Here is a 16,404-nt window from a genome sequence, read left to right as displayed (position 1 = left end):
TCATAGCTGATAACTTAGTTCGTTGCACTTACGACCAAAGGAATTACTTTAGTGGCTTTATCGGAAGTAAGTCTGATAAAAAACTTACCTGCGGTTTCTCTTGAAACATCAAATTCGCCCGTATAAACACCTTTTGATTTTACCAATTCTTGTGAAGAAACAGGTATTCCAATAATATTGATAAGTTCTGCAAAAACGTATTTTGGATTATTTTGTGGGTCGGCATACTCTACTTTGAATTTTTCACGAGCAGGATTCGGGAAAATTTTGGCAATTTCATCCGTTACTACTTCATCTTCAACCGCCGTTATCGTAAACACATAACTACTCGAATACACTGTACAGCCATTAGTGTCTGTTACTTTTGCTTGATACACACCAGAAGCTAAAGGAACAATGCTACTGGTAGTGGCGTCGCTCATTAGATTTCCGTTGTAATACCAACTCGGATTTGAACCCGACGAAAGCGAAAGTGTAGCTCCGCTCAAAGTAAGTTGTGGTGTTTGAGAAGCATATACAGAAGCCACAACTGCCGAAGAAGTAGCTGAACAAAGTCCATTTTCAGTAACTTTCACACTGAACGAACCAGCCTGACCAACATTATAAGTAGAAGAAATAGCACCTGCAATATTGCTACCATTCAACAACCATTGATAAGTATAGTTTGTACCAGTACTTGCACTGATTGTTTTGGTGTCGTTCAAACAAATACTAAAGTTTGACGATGGCGTAACACTTGCTTTAGGAGCTGCTTTTGTAGTAATAGCTACTTCAGCTCTATTACTCGGACAGCCATAAGACTTGATTTTCATATCATAAGTATAATAATAGCCTGTTTTGATAGAACTTCCATTGAACAAAGCTCCTGTTATACTGATAACGTTTGGAATATTAAAGGGATAACCCGCAATATCTGCTCCCGAAACGGTTGAATTTGCATTGAGGTTACTTCTATAAATAGATGCTCCGTTGGTACACTCTTGCGACAGCACATAAGTACCTGCGGCAGGAATCGCCAAGTTTAAAGGCAATACTACGCCTTGGTCGGTAGTATCGTCGATTAACTGACCATTGCTTCTGGTAGCGTTACTATTGGTTCGAGTAGCGGTAACATCAAAAGTTACTGAAGAAATTGGCGTTGAATCTGAAAGACGGTAAATCGTAAAAGTAATTTTACCAGATGTTCCTACATATACTCTGGCACTTTCTATAACCAAAGGCGTTTGTGTAACGATGATAGGTTCCGGTCCAAAATTATCATAGTAAGTACCTCCACCAAAAGTATATTTATCTTTCGGACCGAATGAAGTATTTATATCATTGATGCCAACATATACTTTAGAAAGATTATCGGGTTTAGTAAAATTCCCAGAATTACCTGTAAAAAGTAAATTCCCATCCGTTTGTGCATCGTACCAAAGCAAAGTAGATGACGAAGTACCTGATACAGTTAAGGTACTTGCTCCTTCACAAATAATTGCTTGAGCAGTTGTTGGCGTTGGAGAAACAGAAATCTGACGAGTATAAGTTTGAGTATTGTTGCTTAAATCTTGGTCGCCCGCCAAAGTCACATTCACTTCAAAAACATAATTAGAGCCTGCTTTGGCATTAAATGTACCATTGAGAGCTAAGGTTACTTCTGAAAATACTTTAATTGAATCTTGATAAGTACCCGTTAGCGTAGTAAGGGTGCCAGATTCTGTGGAAATTTTCACAGAAACCACTACATTTTTCTGAGGTTTTGTCCCTAAATTTTTCAAAGAAACAGAAACAGTACCTGTTGAGCTTACACAGAAATTACTGCTTTCGGGCGTAACTAAAGCGGTTACGGCTAAATCATTGGCAGGTCTAACATAAGTAATTTTATAGTCTTTCGTAACACCTTCCACATAAGTACCACAGCTTGCTAAATTAGAAAGTGGCACATTGTCGCTTGAAACAATCCGCATCAACGTAGCACTTCCAATAGTCAATCCAGCAGGAACATTAATAGTCGCTTTCAAAGCCCCTGAAAGATTTAATGCACTGGCTACCAATTCCGTTTTTTCATCAAAAACACCATTCATATTCCAGTCGATGTACACGAGCGTATTTTTGGCATTGGTACTTTTAAACATAATTTCTAAGGGTATTTGTTGAGAAGAAGAAACCGTATAGCCACTTGTCAAATCTCCAATTTTTACGCTTTCGATATTATCTTGTATAGTTACGGGTGTTGAAGCACAATATTCTGTACCACCAATACCACTCAAAATCAAAGCATAATCTTGAGAAGTATTTTTTAAAGTATTTTTATGGCTAATCGTAATCGTATAAGTTTTTCCCGGCATTGCGTCAGGAATAAGAATCTGCTCAACGTTATCTCTAATATTATCTCCTTTACTGGCCACCACACTTGGTCTGTCGGGGTCTAATACAAAAGGTAAATAATTGTTTGTACCATCCGAGATTTTAATATCTAAGTCATTAATTAATTTAGGAGTACGGTTGTTCAAATTTGAAGCACTTACAGTAGTAGCTGTTCCTTCGGGGTCTGTCCAACAAATAGTAGCCGTTAAGGTTTCTTTACCCGAAGCCACTATTTTTTGGGTATAAGTTTGTCCAGTAGCTAATGTTCTTTCTGTAATTGAATAGGTTTTATCTGTATTCAAAATAGCTTTGGCTGCTTTTTCCATGTTTAGCAAACCCCATCCATAAATATAATCTGGGCCTTCATTTCCAGCATCATCTGCTGTATGAATCACCAAACCTTTCAAAGTAGATGAACGCATCAGTAAACCATCGTTCTGTTTGGCATACAATTCCTGCAAGAGTAAAATACTTCCTGCAGCTTGTGGCGAAGCCATTGAAGTACCACTATAAACAGCATAACTACTTGTTGAAGTGTTAGTACTTGATAAAATATCAACCCCAACAGCAACAATATCGGGCTTGATACGCCCATCATCAGTTGGCCCCCAACTACTAAACGAAGACATTTGAATATCCGAAGACTGTAAAGGAGCTACCCCATTCGTTCCGTTTACTGCCCCAACAGTTAGAATATTTTTAGCCGTACTTGTTGTAGCGATAATATCGTAGCCATCATTTTTGCTACGTACTACCTTACTGGTGTCGTTTGAACTGGCTAAATAATAGGTTTCGCCAGCCTCTGGACCGGTTTCTCCCCTGTTGTTTCCAGCTGATTTTACAATTAAATAGTACGGTGCATTATAAGCAATTTTATCCCAAGCTTGAGTATTACTATCATAAAAACCAAATTTATAATCTTCGTATTGACTAATTGAAGTATTTCCGTACCAAACCCAAGCATTTAAGTCTGAATCATAGCTCCAACCAGCCAAATAACCATAAGAGTGATTTGAAATCAATAGATTTGAAGCAGCGTTCGCCATTTCTGTTGCATCACTATTATAATCCCAAGCTTTAAGATTTGCCCCAAAAGCCATTCCTTTGGCAAGTGCTGCTACTCCTTGAGCCACCATTGTACCTGCAACATGGGTTGAATGGGCTTCTGTACCTGATACTTTATCTTGCTGAGTAACCCTCGAAGTAAGCTCTTGATGAGTAGTAAGTACTCCACCGCCATCCCAAACGCCAAGCTTATTGATAACCGACGAACTATTCCCACTCAAAGACAAACCCAACGAACCGCCAGCATATAGTAAATTGGTACGAGTTGTAATCGCTGCTTTTGCATTGCTCTCAGTAGCTAAGTACAGCGGATGACCAGTAGCATCCAAACCCATCAATTTAAAAGTTCTGTCATTACGAAGATGCCCGTCTGTTTTCCATTTTTTTTCAGTAGCCAGTTTGTTGGCATTTTGAAGCGTAAGGCTTTGTTGACTGGAAATTTCTGATGATAAATCCTTTAGTTTTTTTTGTTGTGAAGTGTTGTACAGAGTTCGTTCTTGGCTGAAGGAAGCGAATGTAATACATAGAAGTATTAGTGTAAGCAATCTTTTCATTTGATTATATTAGGATGGATAGGTAATTTTTGGAAAAGAAATCAATATCTTTTTTTGATGTTGATTTATTAGTCAAGACAAGCCCATAAACAAAACCGTTGCTTAGAGTTGAAATAATACTTTACATTTAACAGTAATACAATTGAGAGGGAAAAAGGTTTATCAAAATACGTATTGATTTTCAGATAGGTACTTTACCGAAGTATTTTTATACTGGGCAGGCGAGGGAATAGAATTACATCATGAATGAATAGATGTATGTAATGTCATTCAGAACCTACGATAAAACCAATAAAATACTGTGGATAAACCATTTGCATGATTTATCCAATTACCTACATAAACAAAAAAGACAAAGCCATCGTACCTTAGTTATTTAGCTGAGGTATGATGGCTCTGGGAAAAATTTCTTGAATACGTAAGGATTCTATCTACACTTCTTTCTGAAGGTTCTTGATAGCTTTTATCTAAACCTGCTTTTACATCAAGCATATCTAAATAAAACTCTAACATCTCTGAATCGTGGACGAGGCCGTCCTGAATCATAAGATTTTCATCTTCCGTTGTTTCTTCATAGACGTAACGGACAACATCATGCTGCGTAAAGGTTTGTATCATAGCTCGGAGAATGTTTGCTCATCATTTTGCGTAGATTTATCAACGCATAACGCATTCTTCCTAATGCCGTATTGATGCTTACCCCCGTAGCATCAGCAATTTCCTGAAAACTCATATCTTCGTAATGACGCATCACCAACACTTCTCTTTGTGTGTCAGGAAGACGTTTTATCAGGTCTCTAAGATGTGCGTGCGACTCATTACGAATTTGCAAATCTTCATAAGAATCTTCCGCAAAATCAAGCGTATTAAACACACTACTACCATCCTCGAATACGACATTTGGATAGCGTTTATCACGACGGAAATAGTCTATTGCCATGTTGTGTGCAATTCTGAGCACCCAAGGCAAAAACTTTCCTTCATCATTGTATTTACCCGAACGAAGCACATCTACAGCTTTAATGAAGGTATCCTGCATTAAATCTTCGGCCACGAAGGTGTCTTTAACAATTAAGTAAATCGTAGTATAAACTTTGGATTTGTATCGACGAACAAGAGTTTCAAATGCTTTTTCGTCACTGTTTTTGATATAGCGTGATACAAGTTCGCTGTCGTTAACATGGATTTTTTCCATTTTGATAAATCTATTTAGTTAACGTAAAGCTTTATATCATAGTATATCTCCTATATTTTTATTTTAGTGAATATCGAAACTCTTTTACTGAAGTATTTCTGATTGGTTAATTCAAAGATAGTCGTTGTGACAATAATTCCCAAAAAAACAATAATTTTTTTCAAAGCATTAACAAACATTAACAATGAAAATATACTTAAAACATTTATTAATCTCTGTTTATCAATAACATACAAAATTAAATATTGTTTTCATTTTTTTGGTAAAATATTGTTCTGTTAATAGATATTTTTTTTTCTTAACATTTTTTAAATATTCAAAAATATATCGAATTGTTGTATTCAAGAGATTTCTGTCCTGCTTCTGAAATGGAGTTCTTAAAGATTTGCCCACATTTTTGCTTAAATTGCAAGGTAAACAAATCAAAAATCTATATGAAACAACGCAGCTTCATTGCACTACTATTTTGTTTTTCTATCAGTATTCAACTAAAAGCCCAAGACTTATTTCCAAATGCCAATCAGCGTTGGGTGGATTCTGTTTTTAAATCAATGACGACTGATGAAAAAATTGGTCAGTTAATGATGCCAAGAGGCAATTATAGTTATGAATACGATACAGCTCGTTTGTATAAAATTGTGAGAGATTATCATGTAGGGGGTTTTGTTTTCTTTAGAAATCGCCCAACGGCTCAAGCTTTATTGGTCAATAAATTACAGGCGATGTCGAAAGTACCGCTTTTGGTCGGCATGGATTTGGAATGGGGCTTAGAGATGCGTTTAGACAGTACTGTTCGTTTTCCATATCAGATGACTTTGGGAGCAATGCAAGGCAACGAGCAATTGTTAGAAGAAATGGGCTTACAAATTGCCCAACAATGCAAGCGAATGGGTGTACACATCAATTATGCTCCTGTGGTTGATGTTAATAATAATCCAAACAACCCTGTTATCAACTTCCGTTCCTTTGGTGAAAATCGTGAAAAAGTAACGGCAAAAGCTTTGGCTTATATGCGTGGTTTACAAAAAGGAGGTATTATTACTTCTGCCAAACATTTCCCCGGACATGGCGATACAGGCGTAGATTCGCACTCTGATTTACCCATTATTCCTCACAATCGTGAAAGATTAGATTCCTTAGAACTTTATCCATACCGTGAATTAATTAAAAATGGTTTACAAGGTGTGATGGTGGCTCATCTCAGTATTCCTTCATTAGACACTACTAAAAATTTAGCTTCAACTTTATCTAATAATATCGTAACAGACTTACTTCGTAAAGATTTAGGATTTAAAGGTTTGGTTTTTACAGATGCGATGGATATGCAAGGAGCTGTAAAGTTCTTTCCAGAAGGTACAGCAAATGTAAAAGCTATTTTGGCTGGCAATGATATTTTAGAAACGTTCATGGATGTGCCTGCGGCTTTTAATGCCATCAAAAAGGCTTTAGAAAAAGGCGATATCTCGCAAGCTGATATTGATTTAAGAGTAAAAAGAATCCTTACGGCAAAAGCTTGGGCTGGTTTAGACAAGTATCAACCGATTGAAATTAAAAATTTAATTGCAGACTTAAATCCTAAAAAATCAGAAGTATTGAATCGTACTTTCGCAGAAGAAACCATTACTCTTTTGAAAAATGACGATAATATTATTCCTCTTAAAAATTTAGATACTTTAAAAATTGCTTCATTGAATATCGGTACGCCAACTTTTGGTAGCAAAAAACCTACTGATTTTCAAAAAATGCTTGCGAATTATACCAGTGTACAGCATTTTAATTTAGACGAAACCTCAAGTGAGGAAGCGATTCAAGCGGTAAGAGACTCTTTGAAAAATTACAATTTGGTTTTAATGGCTGTGAATGGTCAGTCGGTTCGTCCTGCAAAAAATTATAGTATTCAGCCAAAAATTCAAGAGTTGGTAAAAGAATTTGCTAATTCGTCTAAAACTATCGTTTCGCTTTTCTCAAACGCTTATACTTTAGCCAAATTCGAAAATTTAGATAAAGCCAAAGCTTTAATTACTACTTATCAAGAAAGTCCACAAATGCACGAGTCAGTAGCGGTGGCAGAATTGATTTTTGGGGCAATCGGGGCAAAAGGGAAATTACCTGTGGGCGTAAACATGACTTTCAGATACAATGACGGTATCAAAACACAAGCTTTGAAACGTTTTCAATACGCAACACCCGAAGCTGTTGGGATAGATTCAAAATACTTTACTGTAAAAGTAGATTCTATCGTTAATGAAGCCATTAAACAAAAAGCTACGCCAGGAGCAGTTGTTTTTGTAGCCAAAAATGGCAAAGTGATTTTACACAAAGCCTACGGAAAACAAACTTACGAAAGTACTCAGCCCACCTCCACAAACGATTTATATGATTTGGCTTCCATTACCAAAATCAGTACTTCTGTACCTGCGATGATGAAAATGGAAGACGAAGGTAAATTCTCATTAAATACAACGATGGGCGAATTGATTCCTGATTGGGCAAATTCAAATAAAGCTTCTTTGGTTTATAAAGATATTCTTACGCATCAGGCTCGTCTAAGAGCATTTATTCCTTTCTGGATGGATTGTATCGACTCTACCAAAATGGTATTAGCAAGTAAAATCTATAAAGAGAAGTATTCAGATAAATATACTTTTACTTTCTGGGACAAACTGTTTCGTCGTAAAAAAGCTTTGGCGAGAATTTGTCAGGCAATTCAAACAGACAAAGCTCTTTGGAAAGAATGTATCAATTTAGTAAAAGACCCAACCATCTGGAAGCCGAAAACTTTCTCTTATACAAAATCTGGTGACTACTCGGTGGAAATCGTAGAAAACCTTTGGTTGCATAAAGACTATTACAAAACTCTATACAAAGCCATTGAAGACTCGCCTTTGAGAGAGAAAAAAGAATATGTTTATTCAGATTTGTCTTACTTCATGTATCCAGCCATTATTCCACGCCTTACAGGAAAAAGTTTTGAATCATTCTTGAAAGATACTTTCTACAAACCTTTGGGAGCAAATACGCTTACTTATAACCCACTTCAACATTTTCCAATTGCAAGAATTGCCCCTACTGAGTACGATTCTTTGTATAGAAAAACATTGGTACATGGCACAGTTCACGACGAAGGTGCTTCTATGTTGGGCGGAGTGTCGGGTCATGCAGGACTTTTTGGAACGGCTCAGGATTTAGGAAAACTAATGCAAATGTATTTGCAAAATGGCTATTATGGCGGTACTCAATTTATCAAAGAATCAACGATGAAAGAGTGGACAGCCTATCCTTTCCCAGTTGAAGTAAATAGCCGAAGAGGTGTTGGTTTTGATAAGCCCGACCGTAAACGTGCAGGTGTAAGTGCCGCAGCCAGTGCCAGTGCTTCAAGTTTTGGTCATTCTGGTTTTACGGGGACTTATACTTGGGTTGACCCTGAGCATCAATTGGTATATGTGTTTCTTTGCAACAGAGTATATCCGACAAGAAATAATTCAAAACTCTACGATTTGAACATCAGAACTAATATCAATGAAGTAATTTATCAGGCTATCAAAAAAGGACTGTGAGAATTATGAGTTATGAATTTTGAATTTTGAAGTGATTAGTCAATAGTAATTAGTGATTAGAATTGCTAATTATCAGTTATTTGCAAAAATACAACTTTACTTACGTTGATTATTGGACAATTTTCTAACACAGAGTTTAACTGAGATTTTACTGAGTTTCACAGAGTAGTTTATTATAATATTTCTCTGTGAAACTCTTAGTATTCTCTGTGTTCCTCTGTGTCATCACAAGATTTATTAATACACATGGTCTCATTTATGCCATGAGTAAATCTAAACTACAATTATCTGCTGTTCTTTTTCCAGTTTGAATGAAAAAGTCGTTCCTTTTTCTGGTTTCGATGCTACTGAAATTTTAGTGCGGTGAGCATTCAAAATATGTTTTACAATCGCCAAACCCAAACCAGAAGAACCATCCGAACGGCTACGAGCTTTATCAACTCGATAAAATCTTTCAAAAATTCTATTCAAATGTTCTGGAGCAATGCCCGGGCCGTTGTCTTTGATAGATACTTTCCAATCTTTTTTATCCTCTTCAAAAAGTACTTCTACTTTTCCGTTTTCGTTGCCATACTTCACGGCATTTTCCACCAAATTGGTAATTACTTGTCCAATTCTTTGTGCGTCGGCTTTTACCCAAACTTGTAGCTGAGGCGATTTTATTTGTAGCGTTGTATTTTTTGCTTTGGCTTTTCCTTCCAATTGCTCGAATACTTCTTTGGTAATTTGTTTAATATCCACTCGCTCACGGTGCATTTTAATATCGCCCGTTTCCATTTGCGAGAGTGTCAATAAATCTTTCACCAAAATATCTAAACCATCTAAACTTTTAGCGGCTTTTATCAAAAATCGTTCACGGACATTTTCATCGTCCATCGCTCCGTCCAACAAAGTATGCACAAAACCCTGAGCTGCAAAAATGGGCGTTTTGAGTTCATGCGAAACATTTGCCAAAAATTCACGACGATACTTTTCTAATCGCTTGAGTTCGGTTACTTCTTGTTCTTTCTTAGAAACATACACAAACAATTCATCATTCAGTTTTTTCAGAGGGTTGCTATTTTTGTATAATTTCTTTCTACTAACACCAAAATCTTTGATTTTCAGCTTGTTAATAGAGTCATACATTTTGTTGATTTCTTGAAAAACTAAATAATCCAACACAAAATAGATAAGAATACCCGCCACAATTAACGAAGCGATAAAACTTACAAATAAAACATTGGCATTCGATTCGGGCAAAAACGAAAGGAATGAAGTAATAAAAGCGGCAATCACTACTGCCAATAAAGTTGCTAATAACTTGGGATTCAAAAGCATAAGTAAGCCTTTTTCTGAATTAAATTTCTGTCGATTAATTTTCTACTCTAATAGGAAGTTCACAAACATCCTGCAAGTTTCATGTTTTTTGGCGATAATTTGTATTAAATTTATGAAAATGAAGGCTAAAATGCTTTCGTAAATCGTAGCTCCGTATTTCTTTTGTACCTTTGTTTTTTCCTTAAACGCATTGAGGTCATTGAATAATTGAGTTGGATTCATCACTCAATCGCTCAATCACTCAAACACTCATTACAAAATGCAACTCAATCAATTAACAGCCATTTCTCCCGTTGACGGGCGTTACCGCAAACAAGTAGAAAGCCTTGCTCCTTTTTTCTCTGAATTTGGGCTTATCAAGTACCGTGTCCGTATTGAAATAGAATACTTTATTGCCCTTTGCGAAATTCCATTACCGCAGTTAGAAGCCATCAATACTGATTTGTTTTCAGCACTGCGTGACATCTACCTCAACTTTTCAGAAGAAGATGCTCTTTGGATTAAAGAAACAGAAAAAGTAACCAACCACGACGTAAAAGCAGTTGAATACTTTATCAAACATAAATTAGATAAATTCGGAATCAACGAATATTTAGAATTTATTCACTTCGGACTTACTTCACAAGACGTAAATAATACTGCCATTCCATTGTCTTTGTTAGAAGCAATGAACGAAGTATTAGTACCCAAATTAGAAGAAGCTATTGCCAAAATTGAAGCTTTGGCAGAAGAGTGGAAAGATGTTCCTTTGTTGGCTCACACGCACGGACAACCAGCGTCGCCAACTCGTTTGGGCAAAGAATTTATGGTATTTGCCGAAAGAATGGAACGCCAAATGGATTTATTGAAAACCATTCCGTACTCAGCCAAATTTGGTGGAGCAACAGGTAATTTCAATGCTCATAACGTAGCATATCCAGAAAACGATTGGATTGCTTTCGGAAATGACTTCGTAAAATCTTTAGGTTTGGTTCGTAGCAAATACACCACACAAATTGAACATTACGACAATTTAGCGGCCTTGATGGATAACCTAAAAAGATTGAATAATATCATTTTAGACTTAGACCGTGACATTTGGACTTATGTTTCGATGGGATATTTCAAGCAAAAAATCAAAGCAGGCGAAGTTGGTTCTTCGGCAATGCCACATAAAGTAAACCCAATTGATTTTGAAAATTCAGAAGGAAACGTAGGCATCGCCAACGCTTTGTATGAATTTTTAGCAGCAAAATTACCCGTATCTCGTTTACAGAGAGATTTAACAGATTCGACAGTACTTAGAAATTTGGGCGTACCAATTGCACATCAATTAATTGCATTAACGGCACTCTTGCGTGGTTTGAATAAATTAGAATTAAACCAAGAAGCCATCAACGCAGATTTAGAAGATAACTGGGCAGTTGTTGCAGAAGCAATTCAAACGATTTTGAGAAGAGAAGGTTATCCACAGCCTTATGAAGCCTTGAAAGCTTTGACACGCAAAAACGACAAAATCACCGAAAAAACCATTTCAGAATTTATCGACGGCTTAGACGTTAGCGACAAAGTAAAATATGAATTAAGAAGAATTACACCATTTAATTATGTGGGCGTGTTGGAATAAGTAGATTTTATCTAAAATAAAAAAGGGCTTAGGAAATACTTTTCTAAGCCCTTTTTATTTACAACTGTAATACTTTTACTTAAAAATAATCTCAGACCCGTTTTTAGTCGCATATCCTTCTTCAACTAAAATAGCTCCAAGAATATAGGCAATTTGACTGGTTTTTAAGTTTTTCATTATCCATTCTCCTACACTTCCCACTGGTGGTTTATCAAGACTTGTTCCTATTGGAACAGTTTTGCCAGAAAACTCTTTGATTAGTTTTTCGTAGTCGCTCCTATGAAGTTCAACTTTCCACTTTAAATCAGTACCATAATAAATGCTAATTTTTGAACTATCAGAATCTTCATATTCAAAATAGGTTCTTTCTCCCCAGGTTTTAAGTCTTTTCATATTATCATTAGTTTGAATAATACATTTGTGTAAAATATTTTAGGTTTATTAACTTACTTGAAAACCTCTAAGCTTTTCGGGTAAGTTCTTGTGAAATTCCATTAATTCCCTCAAAACGCCAAAGAAACTGACTTATCTTTTTAGAAAAATTATTATACGGTAAAAGCACATTTTGAATAGATTTAATGAGTAAAGTATTTCTTACAACTCTAATCATTTATTATTAAATTTGAATCAATAAGACCAATATTGATATGGAAGCAGCAACAAAACTTAATTCAATGCAACTCTTCATGCTGAAAATATTTGAAAGACCTATCAGTAATCAGCAAGAAGAAGATATTAAACAATTGTTGGTAGATTACTTTGCCAAACAAATTGATTTAGAAATGGATAGAATTTGGGATGAAAAAGCAATGACTCAGGAAGACTTGGATAAAGCATTAGTTACTCATAAAAGAACGAAATATCAGTAATGCGATTAGTCATTGATACCAATTGCTTAATGGTGAGCATTCCAAAACTATCAAAAACAAGATGGTTATTTGAAGCAATAATTGCTGGACTGTTTGAGATAGGGATTACCACTGAAATATTAGAAGAGTACGAAGAGATAATAGGGAATTTTTACAGTCCTACTTTAGCAAGTAACGTACTTGAGTTACTACCCAATTTGAAAAATACTATTTGGGTAACAACTTATTATCATTGGGAATTAATGCTTAATGATGTTGATGATAATAAGTTTGTTGATTGTGCTATTGCTTGTCAAGCTGATTATATTGTCACACATGATAAGCATTTCAAAATTTTAGAGGACATCCCTTTTCCAAAAGTACGAGTAATTAGCATGGATTCCCTAAAACAGCTTTTATGAAATTCTAAAGCAAGATATTTCATTTGTTACAATAACTTTTCAAAGACCAACAAAACCAAAAATCAATTTCTATCAGTAAAAATTTAGGAATATTTTTTGAATCTAATTTTTAAATACTAAGTTTGTAAAATAAAATTTAAGCAAATGACAACAAATTTCAAAAATACTTCATGGTGGTGGCAACTGACGAACGTCCGTTGAACAGAATCATAATGTATTTTCGATAAAGATATATTTCTTCACGAAGAGGCTTACTGTTCAACCAGTAAGCCTTTTTCTTTGCTCTTTAAAAATCACTAAAAATAAGCATGACTTTTTCAGTAAAAACCACCCAAAAGAAACGTTTAGCCGATACCATTACGCCCGTTGGAATCTTTCTGAAATTGCGTAATAAATTCAAAAATTCGGTCATTTTAGAAAGTGCCGACTATCACGGAAAGGAACATGGTTATAGCCATATCGCCTGCGACCCTGTGGCGAGTATTATCATTGATAATGACGTTGTTACACAGACTTTTCCTGATGGAAGTACAGAAACTTTTACACTGGCAAATCGTAAAGATGCCGTAAAAGCTTTAATGGATTTCGCCAAACGCTTTGAGTGGGAACGTCAGCCTGATTACGCTCCGATGGCAAACGGAATGTTTGGGCATATTGCTTATGATGCTGTTGAGTATTTTGAAGACATCGAAATTCAAGAGAAAAACGAAAACACTGAAATGCCTTCTATCGTGTATTATGTATATCGCTATGTGATTGCTATCAATCATTTCAAAGATGAAATGTACTTATACGAGCATCAATACAGTGGTGAAAAAGTACAAGAAGCAGATAAAGTAAAAGGTTTGGAGTTTCTGGAAATGTTGTTGGGTTTGCCACATTATGCTACAAAACCATTCAAACTGACGGGCGAAGAAGTGACAAATTATACTGATGATGAAATGCGAGTGATTATTCAGGAATGTATCAAACATTGTTTACGTGGTGATGTCTTCCAGATTGTACCTTCTCGTCGTTTTAGTCGTACTTTTGAAGGCGACGATTTCCAAGTCTATCGTGCTTTGCGTTCTATCAATCCATCGCCTTATATGTTTTATTTCGATTATGAAAAGTATAGAATTTTTGGAGCTTCGCCCGAAAAACAAATCGGAATTAAGAATGGAATGGCTGAAATTCACCCGATTGCAGGTACTTTCAGAAGAACTGGCGATGATGAAAAAGATGCAGAATTGGCTCGTGAACTCTTGGCTGACCCCAAAGAATCTGCTGAACACGTGATGTTGGTTGACTTAGCCAGAAACGATTTGTCAAGAAGTTCGGATGTGGTAAAAGTGGAGACGTTCAAAGAAGTACAGTTTTATTCACACGTCATTCACTTGGTTTCTAAAGTAACAGGAAAAATGACGGCAGGAACAAATCCGCTACAATTGGTGGCTGATACTTTCCCTGCTGGAACGCTTTCGGGTTCGCCAAAGCACAATGCGATGAGTATCATCAATCGTTTAGAAAACGTAAATCGTCATATTTACGGCGGAGCAATTGGCTACATGGATTTTGTCGGAAACTTTAATCATGCCATTGCTATTCGTACTTTTATGAGTAAAAATAATACGCTTTATTACCAAGCAGGTATGGGCGTAGTAGCCAAATCGGTGATTGAAAACGAAATGCAAGAAATCAAATTGAAATTAGGTGCTTTGAGAAAAGCTTTGGAAGTAGCGGAGGGAATTTAACGAATTTAAAAATACCTTAGTTATCATGGATAGAATAATAAAAAATTATATTGATAGTTTTTGGGAAAAAAATAGTTTTTCTGATAGCATCAATGATTCTAAAATTTTTGAGCATTTCGTTAATTATACTATCATTGACCATAGGGTTGAAGATAGTATTGACATTGATGATTTAAATATTGGAGATGAAGGCACAATAGGAATTGATGGTTTTGCTTTGGTTATTGATAAGAAGCTATTTACCGACTATGAAGCATTGAAAGAATATTTAGAAATGGCATCTTTATCTTCAATATTTGTAGAAGTATATTTTACCCAATCAAAAACATCTTCAAAATTTGACTTGAAAGAGATTGTCCTATTTGGTAGGGCTGTTGCTGATTTTGTAAGCCAAGATAGAAAATTAATTTGGTCAAATCTTGCAAAGGAAAGAATGAAGCTATTTGATTTAATTTTCAATTACTCTACAAAGTTTAAAGAAAACCCTAATTGTTACTTATTTTATGTATCATTAGGGAATTATATTGGAGATCAAAATCAAGAAAGTACTAAAAGTAGAATTATTGAGGATATAAAAAGGGAGAACTTATTCTACAATATTTATTTTGAATATATTGATACTAATAGCTTACAAAATCGATACAAAAAATTAGGTCAAGCTTTACAAAAATCAATCGAATTTGAACAAAGAATAACAATTCCTAAAATTAATAATGTGACTGAGTCATATTTGGGAATAGTTAAAGCGAAAGAGATTTTAAAGTTAATTTCTGATGAAGAATCAATAATCCCTAATGTGTTTTATGATAATGTAAGAGATTTCCAAGGGGAGAACTCAGTAAATAAAGAAATAAGGGATACGTTAAGCACTGAAAATAAGGAGACTTTTGTCCTTCTAAATAATGGTATTACAATTGTCACAGAATCTATAAAACCCTCAAGAAACACCTTTACTCTTACAAACTATCAAATCATCAATGGTTGTCAAACATCTCATGTCTTATATAACTGTAGAGAATTATTAGATGATACAGTATATGTATCTTTGAAATTAGTGAGTAGTACGGATATAGATTTAACATCTAAATTAATTCGTTCTACAAATCGTCAAACAGCAATTAATGAACAAGACTTAATTGCATTTTCTGAATTTCAGAGAAAGTTAGAAGATTACTATAAAACTTATAAAGGTTCTAATCAACTATTTTATGAAAGGAGATCTAAACAATTCATAAGTAATTCTGTAGAAAAAAGCAGAATTATAGACAAAGCAACACAGATTAAAGTAATCGGAAGTTTTGTATTTGAGAAACCTGAAACCTCAACAAGGTTTTTTGGAACATTATTCAAAGAGTTTAAAAATAGATTGTTTAGGTCAAATGATAAATTAATAGTATACTATACTGCTGCATTTGCATTCTTCAAAATACAAGAATGTTTAAAAAAAGGTATAATACCTTCAAAGTTGAAAAAGTTTAAGTTCTTTATTTTAATGATGCTTAGATATGAATTAAAAATTTCAAATGTTCAATTTGAGTCCAAACAAACTGAGAAAGATTGTGAAGAAATATTGAAAGTTTTAAATGATGAAATAGCTTTAAAAAATGTGATTAATAAAATTACAGAGAAGATAACAAGTATTACAGATTTCGATTTGGATAGTTTAGAAACTTCAAAATTAAAGACTTTTGGAGATAGATGTAAAAGCTTTTATTTTCCCAAAACTTAGTACTTATGTGTCACCATTCGTCTTTC

12 protein-coding genes are annotated in these 16,404 nt (G+C 35.0%); 6 read left to right on the top strand and 6 right to left on the bottom strand.

Features of this window, described 5'->3' with window-relative positions; translation table 11 throughout:
• Positions 1-14: 14 nt before the first annotated feature.
• The 3 genes from VB248_RS14010 to VB248_RS14000 form a co-directional block, all read right to left on the bottom strand.
• Complete coding sequence (locus VB248_RS14010; RefSeq protein WP_323297415.1) at positions 15-3,968, bottom strand: S8 family serine peptidase; 3,954 nt, start codon at positions 3,966-3,968, stop codon at positions 15-17.
• A gap of 372 nt (positions 3,969-4,340) precedes the next feature.
• The gene (locus tag VB248_RS14005; RefSeq protein WP_323297414.1) at positions 4,341-4,514 is read right to left on the bottom strand and encodes a hypothetical protein; all 174 of its coding nucleotides are present in this window, start codon (positions 4,512-4,514) and stop codon (positions 4,341-4,343) included.
• A 46-nt stretch (positions 4,515-4,560) separates the two neighbouring features.
• Complete coding sequence (locus tag VB248_RS14000) at positions 4,561-5,163, bottom strand: RNA polymerase sigma factor (RefSeq protein ID WP_323297413.1); 603 nt, start codon at positions 5,161-5,163, stop codon at positions 4,561-4,563.
• 434 nt (positions 5,164-5,597) lie between these two features.
• Between VB248_RS14000 and VB248_RS13995 the strand changes: the two genes are divergently transcribed.
• Positions 5,598-8,720, top strand: a complete 3,123-nt coding sequence (locus VB248_RS13995; RefSeq protein WP_323297412.1) for a glycoside hydrolase family 3 N-terminal domain-containing protein — start codon at positions 5,598-5,600, stop codon at positions 8,718-8,720.
• Between the two features lie 273 nt (positions 8,721-8,993).
• Here VB248_RS13995 and VB248_RS13990 read toward each other — a convergent pair whose 3' ends face one another.
• Positions 8,994-10,040 (bottom strand): sensor histidine kinase, encoded by a 1,047-nt coding sequence (locus VB248_RS13990; RefSeq protein ID WP_323297411.1) that lies wholly within the window; start codon positions 10,038-10,040, stop codon positions 8,994-8,996.
• 259 nt (positions 10,041-10,299) lie between these two features.
• Between VB248_RS13990 and purB the strand changes: the two genes are divergently transcribed.
• A complete protein-coding gene (purB, locus tag VB248_RS13985; protein WP_323297410.1) occupies positions 10,300-11,646 on the top strand; it encodes an adenylosuccinate lyase in 1,347 nt (448 codons plus the stop codon).
• 75 nt (positions 11,647-11,721) lie between these two features.
• On the opposite strand, the gene VB248_RS13980 is transcribed toward purB, so the two are convergent.
• Together VB248_RS13980 and VB248_RS13975 are read right to left on the bottom strand one after the other, a co-directional pair.
• Positions 11,722-12,039, bottom strand: coding sequence for a hypothetical protein (locus VB248_RS13980; RefSeq protein ID WP_323297409.1), 318 nt, complete (start codon positions 12,037-12,039; stop codon positions 11,722-11,724).
• 67 nt (positions 12,040-12,106) lie between these two features.
• The gene (locus tag VB248_RS13975; protein WP_323297408.1) at positions 12,107-12,256 is read right to left on the bottom strand and encodes a hypothetical protein; all 150 of its coding nucleotides are present in this window, start codon (positions 12,254-12,256) and stop codon (positions 12,107-12,109) included.
• Between the two features lie 37 nt (positions 12,257-12,293).
• On the opposite strand from VB248_RS13975, the gene VB248_RS13970 reads away from it, so the two are divergent.
• From VB248_RS13970 to VB248_RS13955, 4 genes are all read left to right on the top strand, one after another.
• Positions 12,294-12,515 (top strand): hypothetical protein, encoded by a 222-nt coding sequence (locus VB248_RS13970; RefSeq protein ID WP_323297407.1) that lies wholly within the window; start codon positions 12,294-12,296, stop codon positions 12,513-12,515.
• The gene (locus VB248_RS13965) at positions 12,515-12,916 is read left to right on the top strand and encodes a putative toxin-antitoxin system toxin component, PIN family (protein WP_323297406.1); all 402 of its coding nucleotides are present in this window, start codon (positions 12,515-12,517) and stop codon (positions 12,914-12,916) included. The genes VB248_RS13970 and VB248_RS13965 overlap by 1 nt, the downstream gene beginning before the upstream one ends.
• A 308-nt stretch (positions 12,917-13,224) precedes the next feature.
• Positions 13,225-14,649, top strand: a complete 1,425-nt coding sequence (locus tag VB248_RS13960; protein WP_323297405.1) for an anthranilate synthase component I family protein — start codon at positions 13,225-13,227, stop codon at positions 14,647-14,649.
• Between the two features lie 25 nt (positions 14,650-14,674).
• Positions 14,675-16,378, top strand: coding sequence for an AIPR family protein (locus tag VB248_RS13955; RefSeq protein WP_323297404.1), 1,704 nt, complete (start codon positions 14,675-14,677; stop codon positions 16,376-16,378).
• Positions 16,379-16,404 lie beyond the last annotated feature (26 nt).

The sequence above is a fragment of the Arcicella rigui genome (assembly GCF_034929435.1).
GTDB lineage: Bacteria > Bacteroidota > Bacteroidia > Cytophagales > Spirosomataceae > Arcicella > Arcicella rigui.
This window is presented reverse-complemented; position numbering and strand designations above follow the sequence as displayed.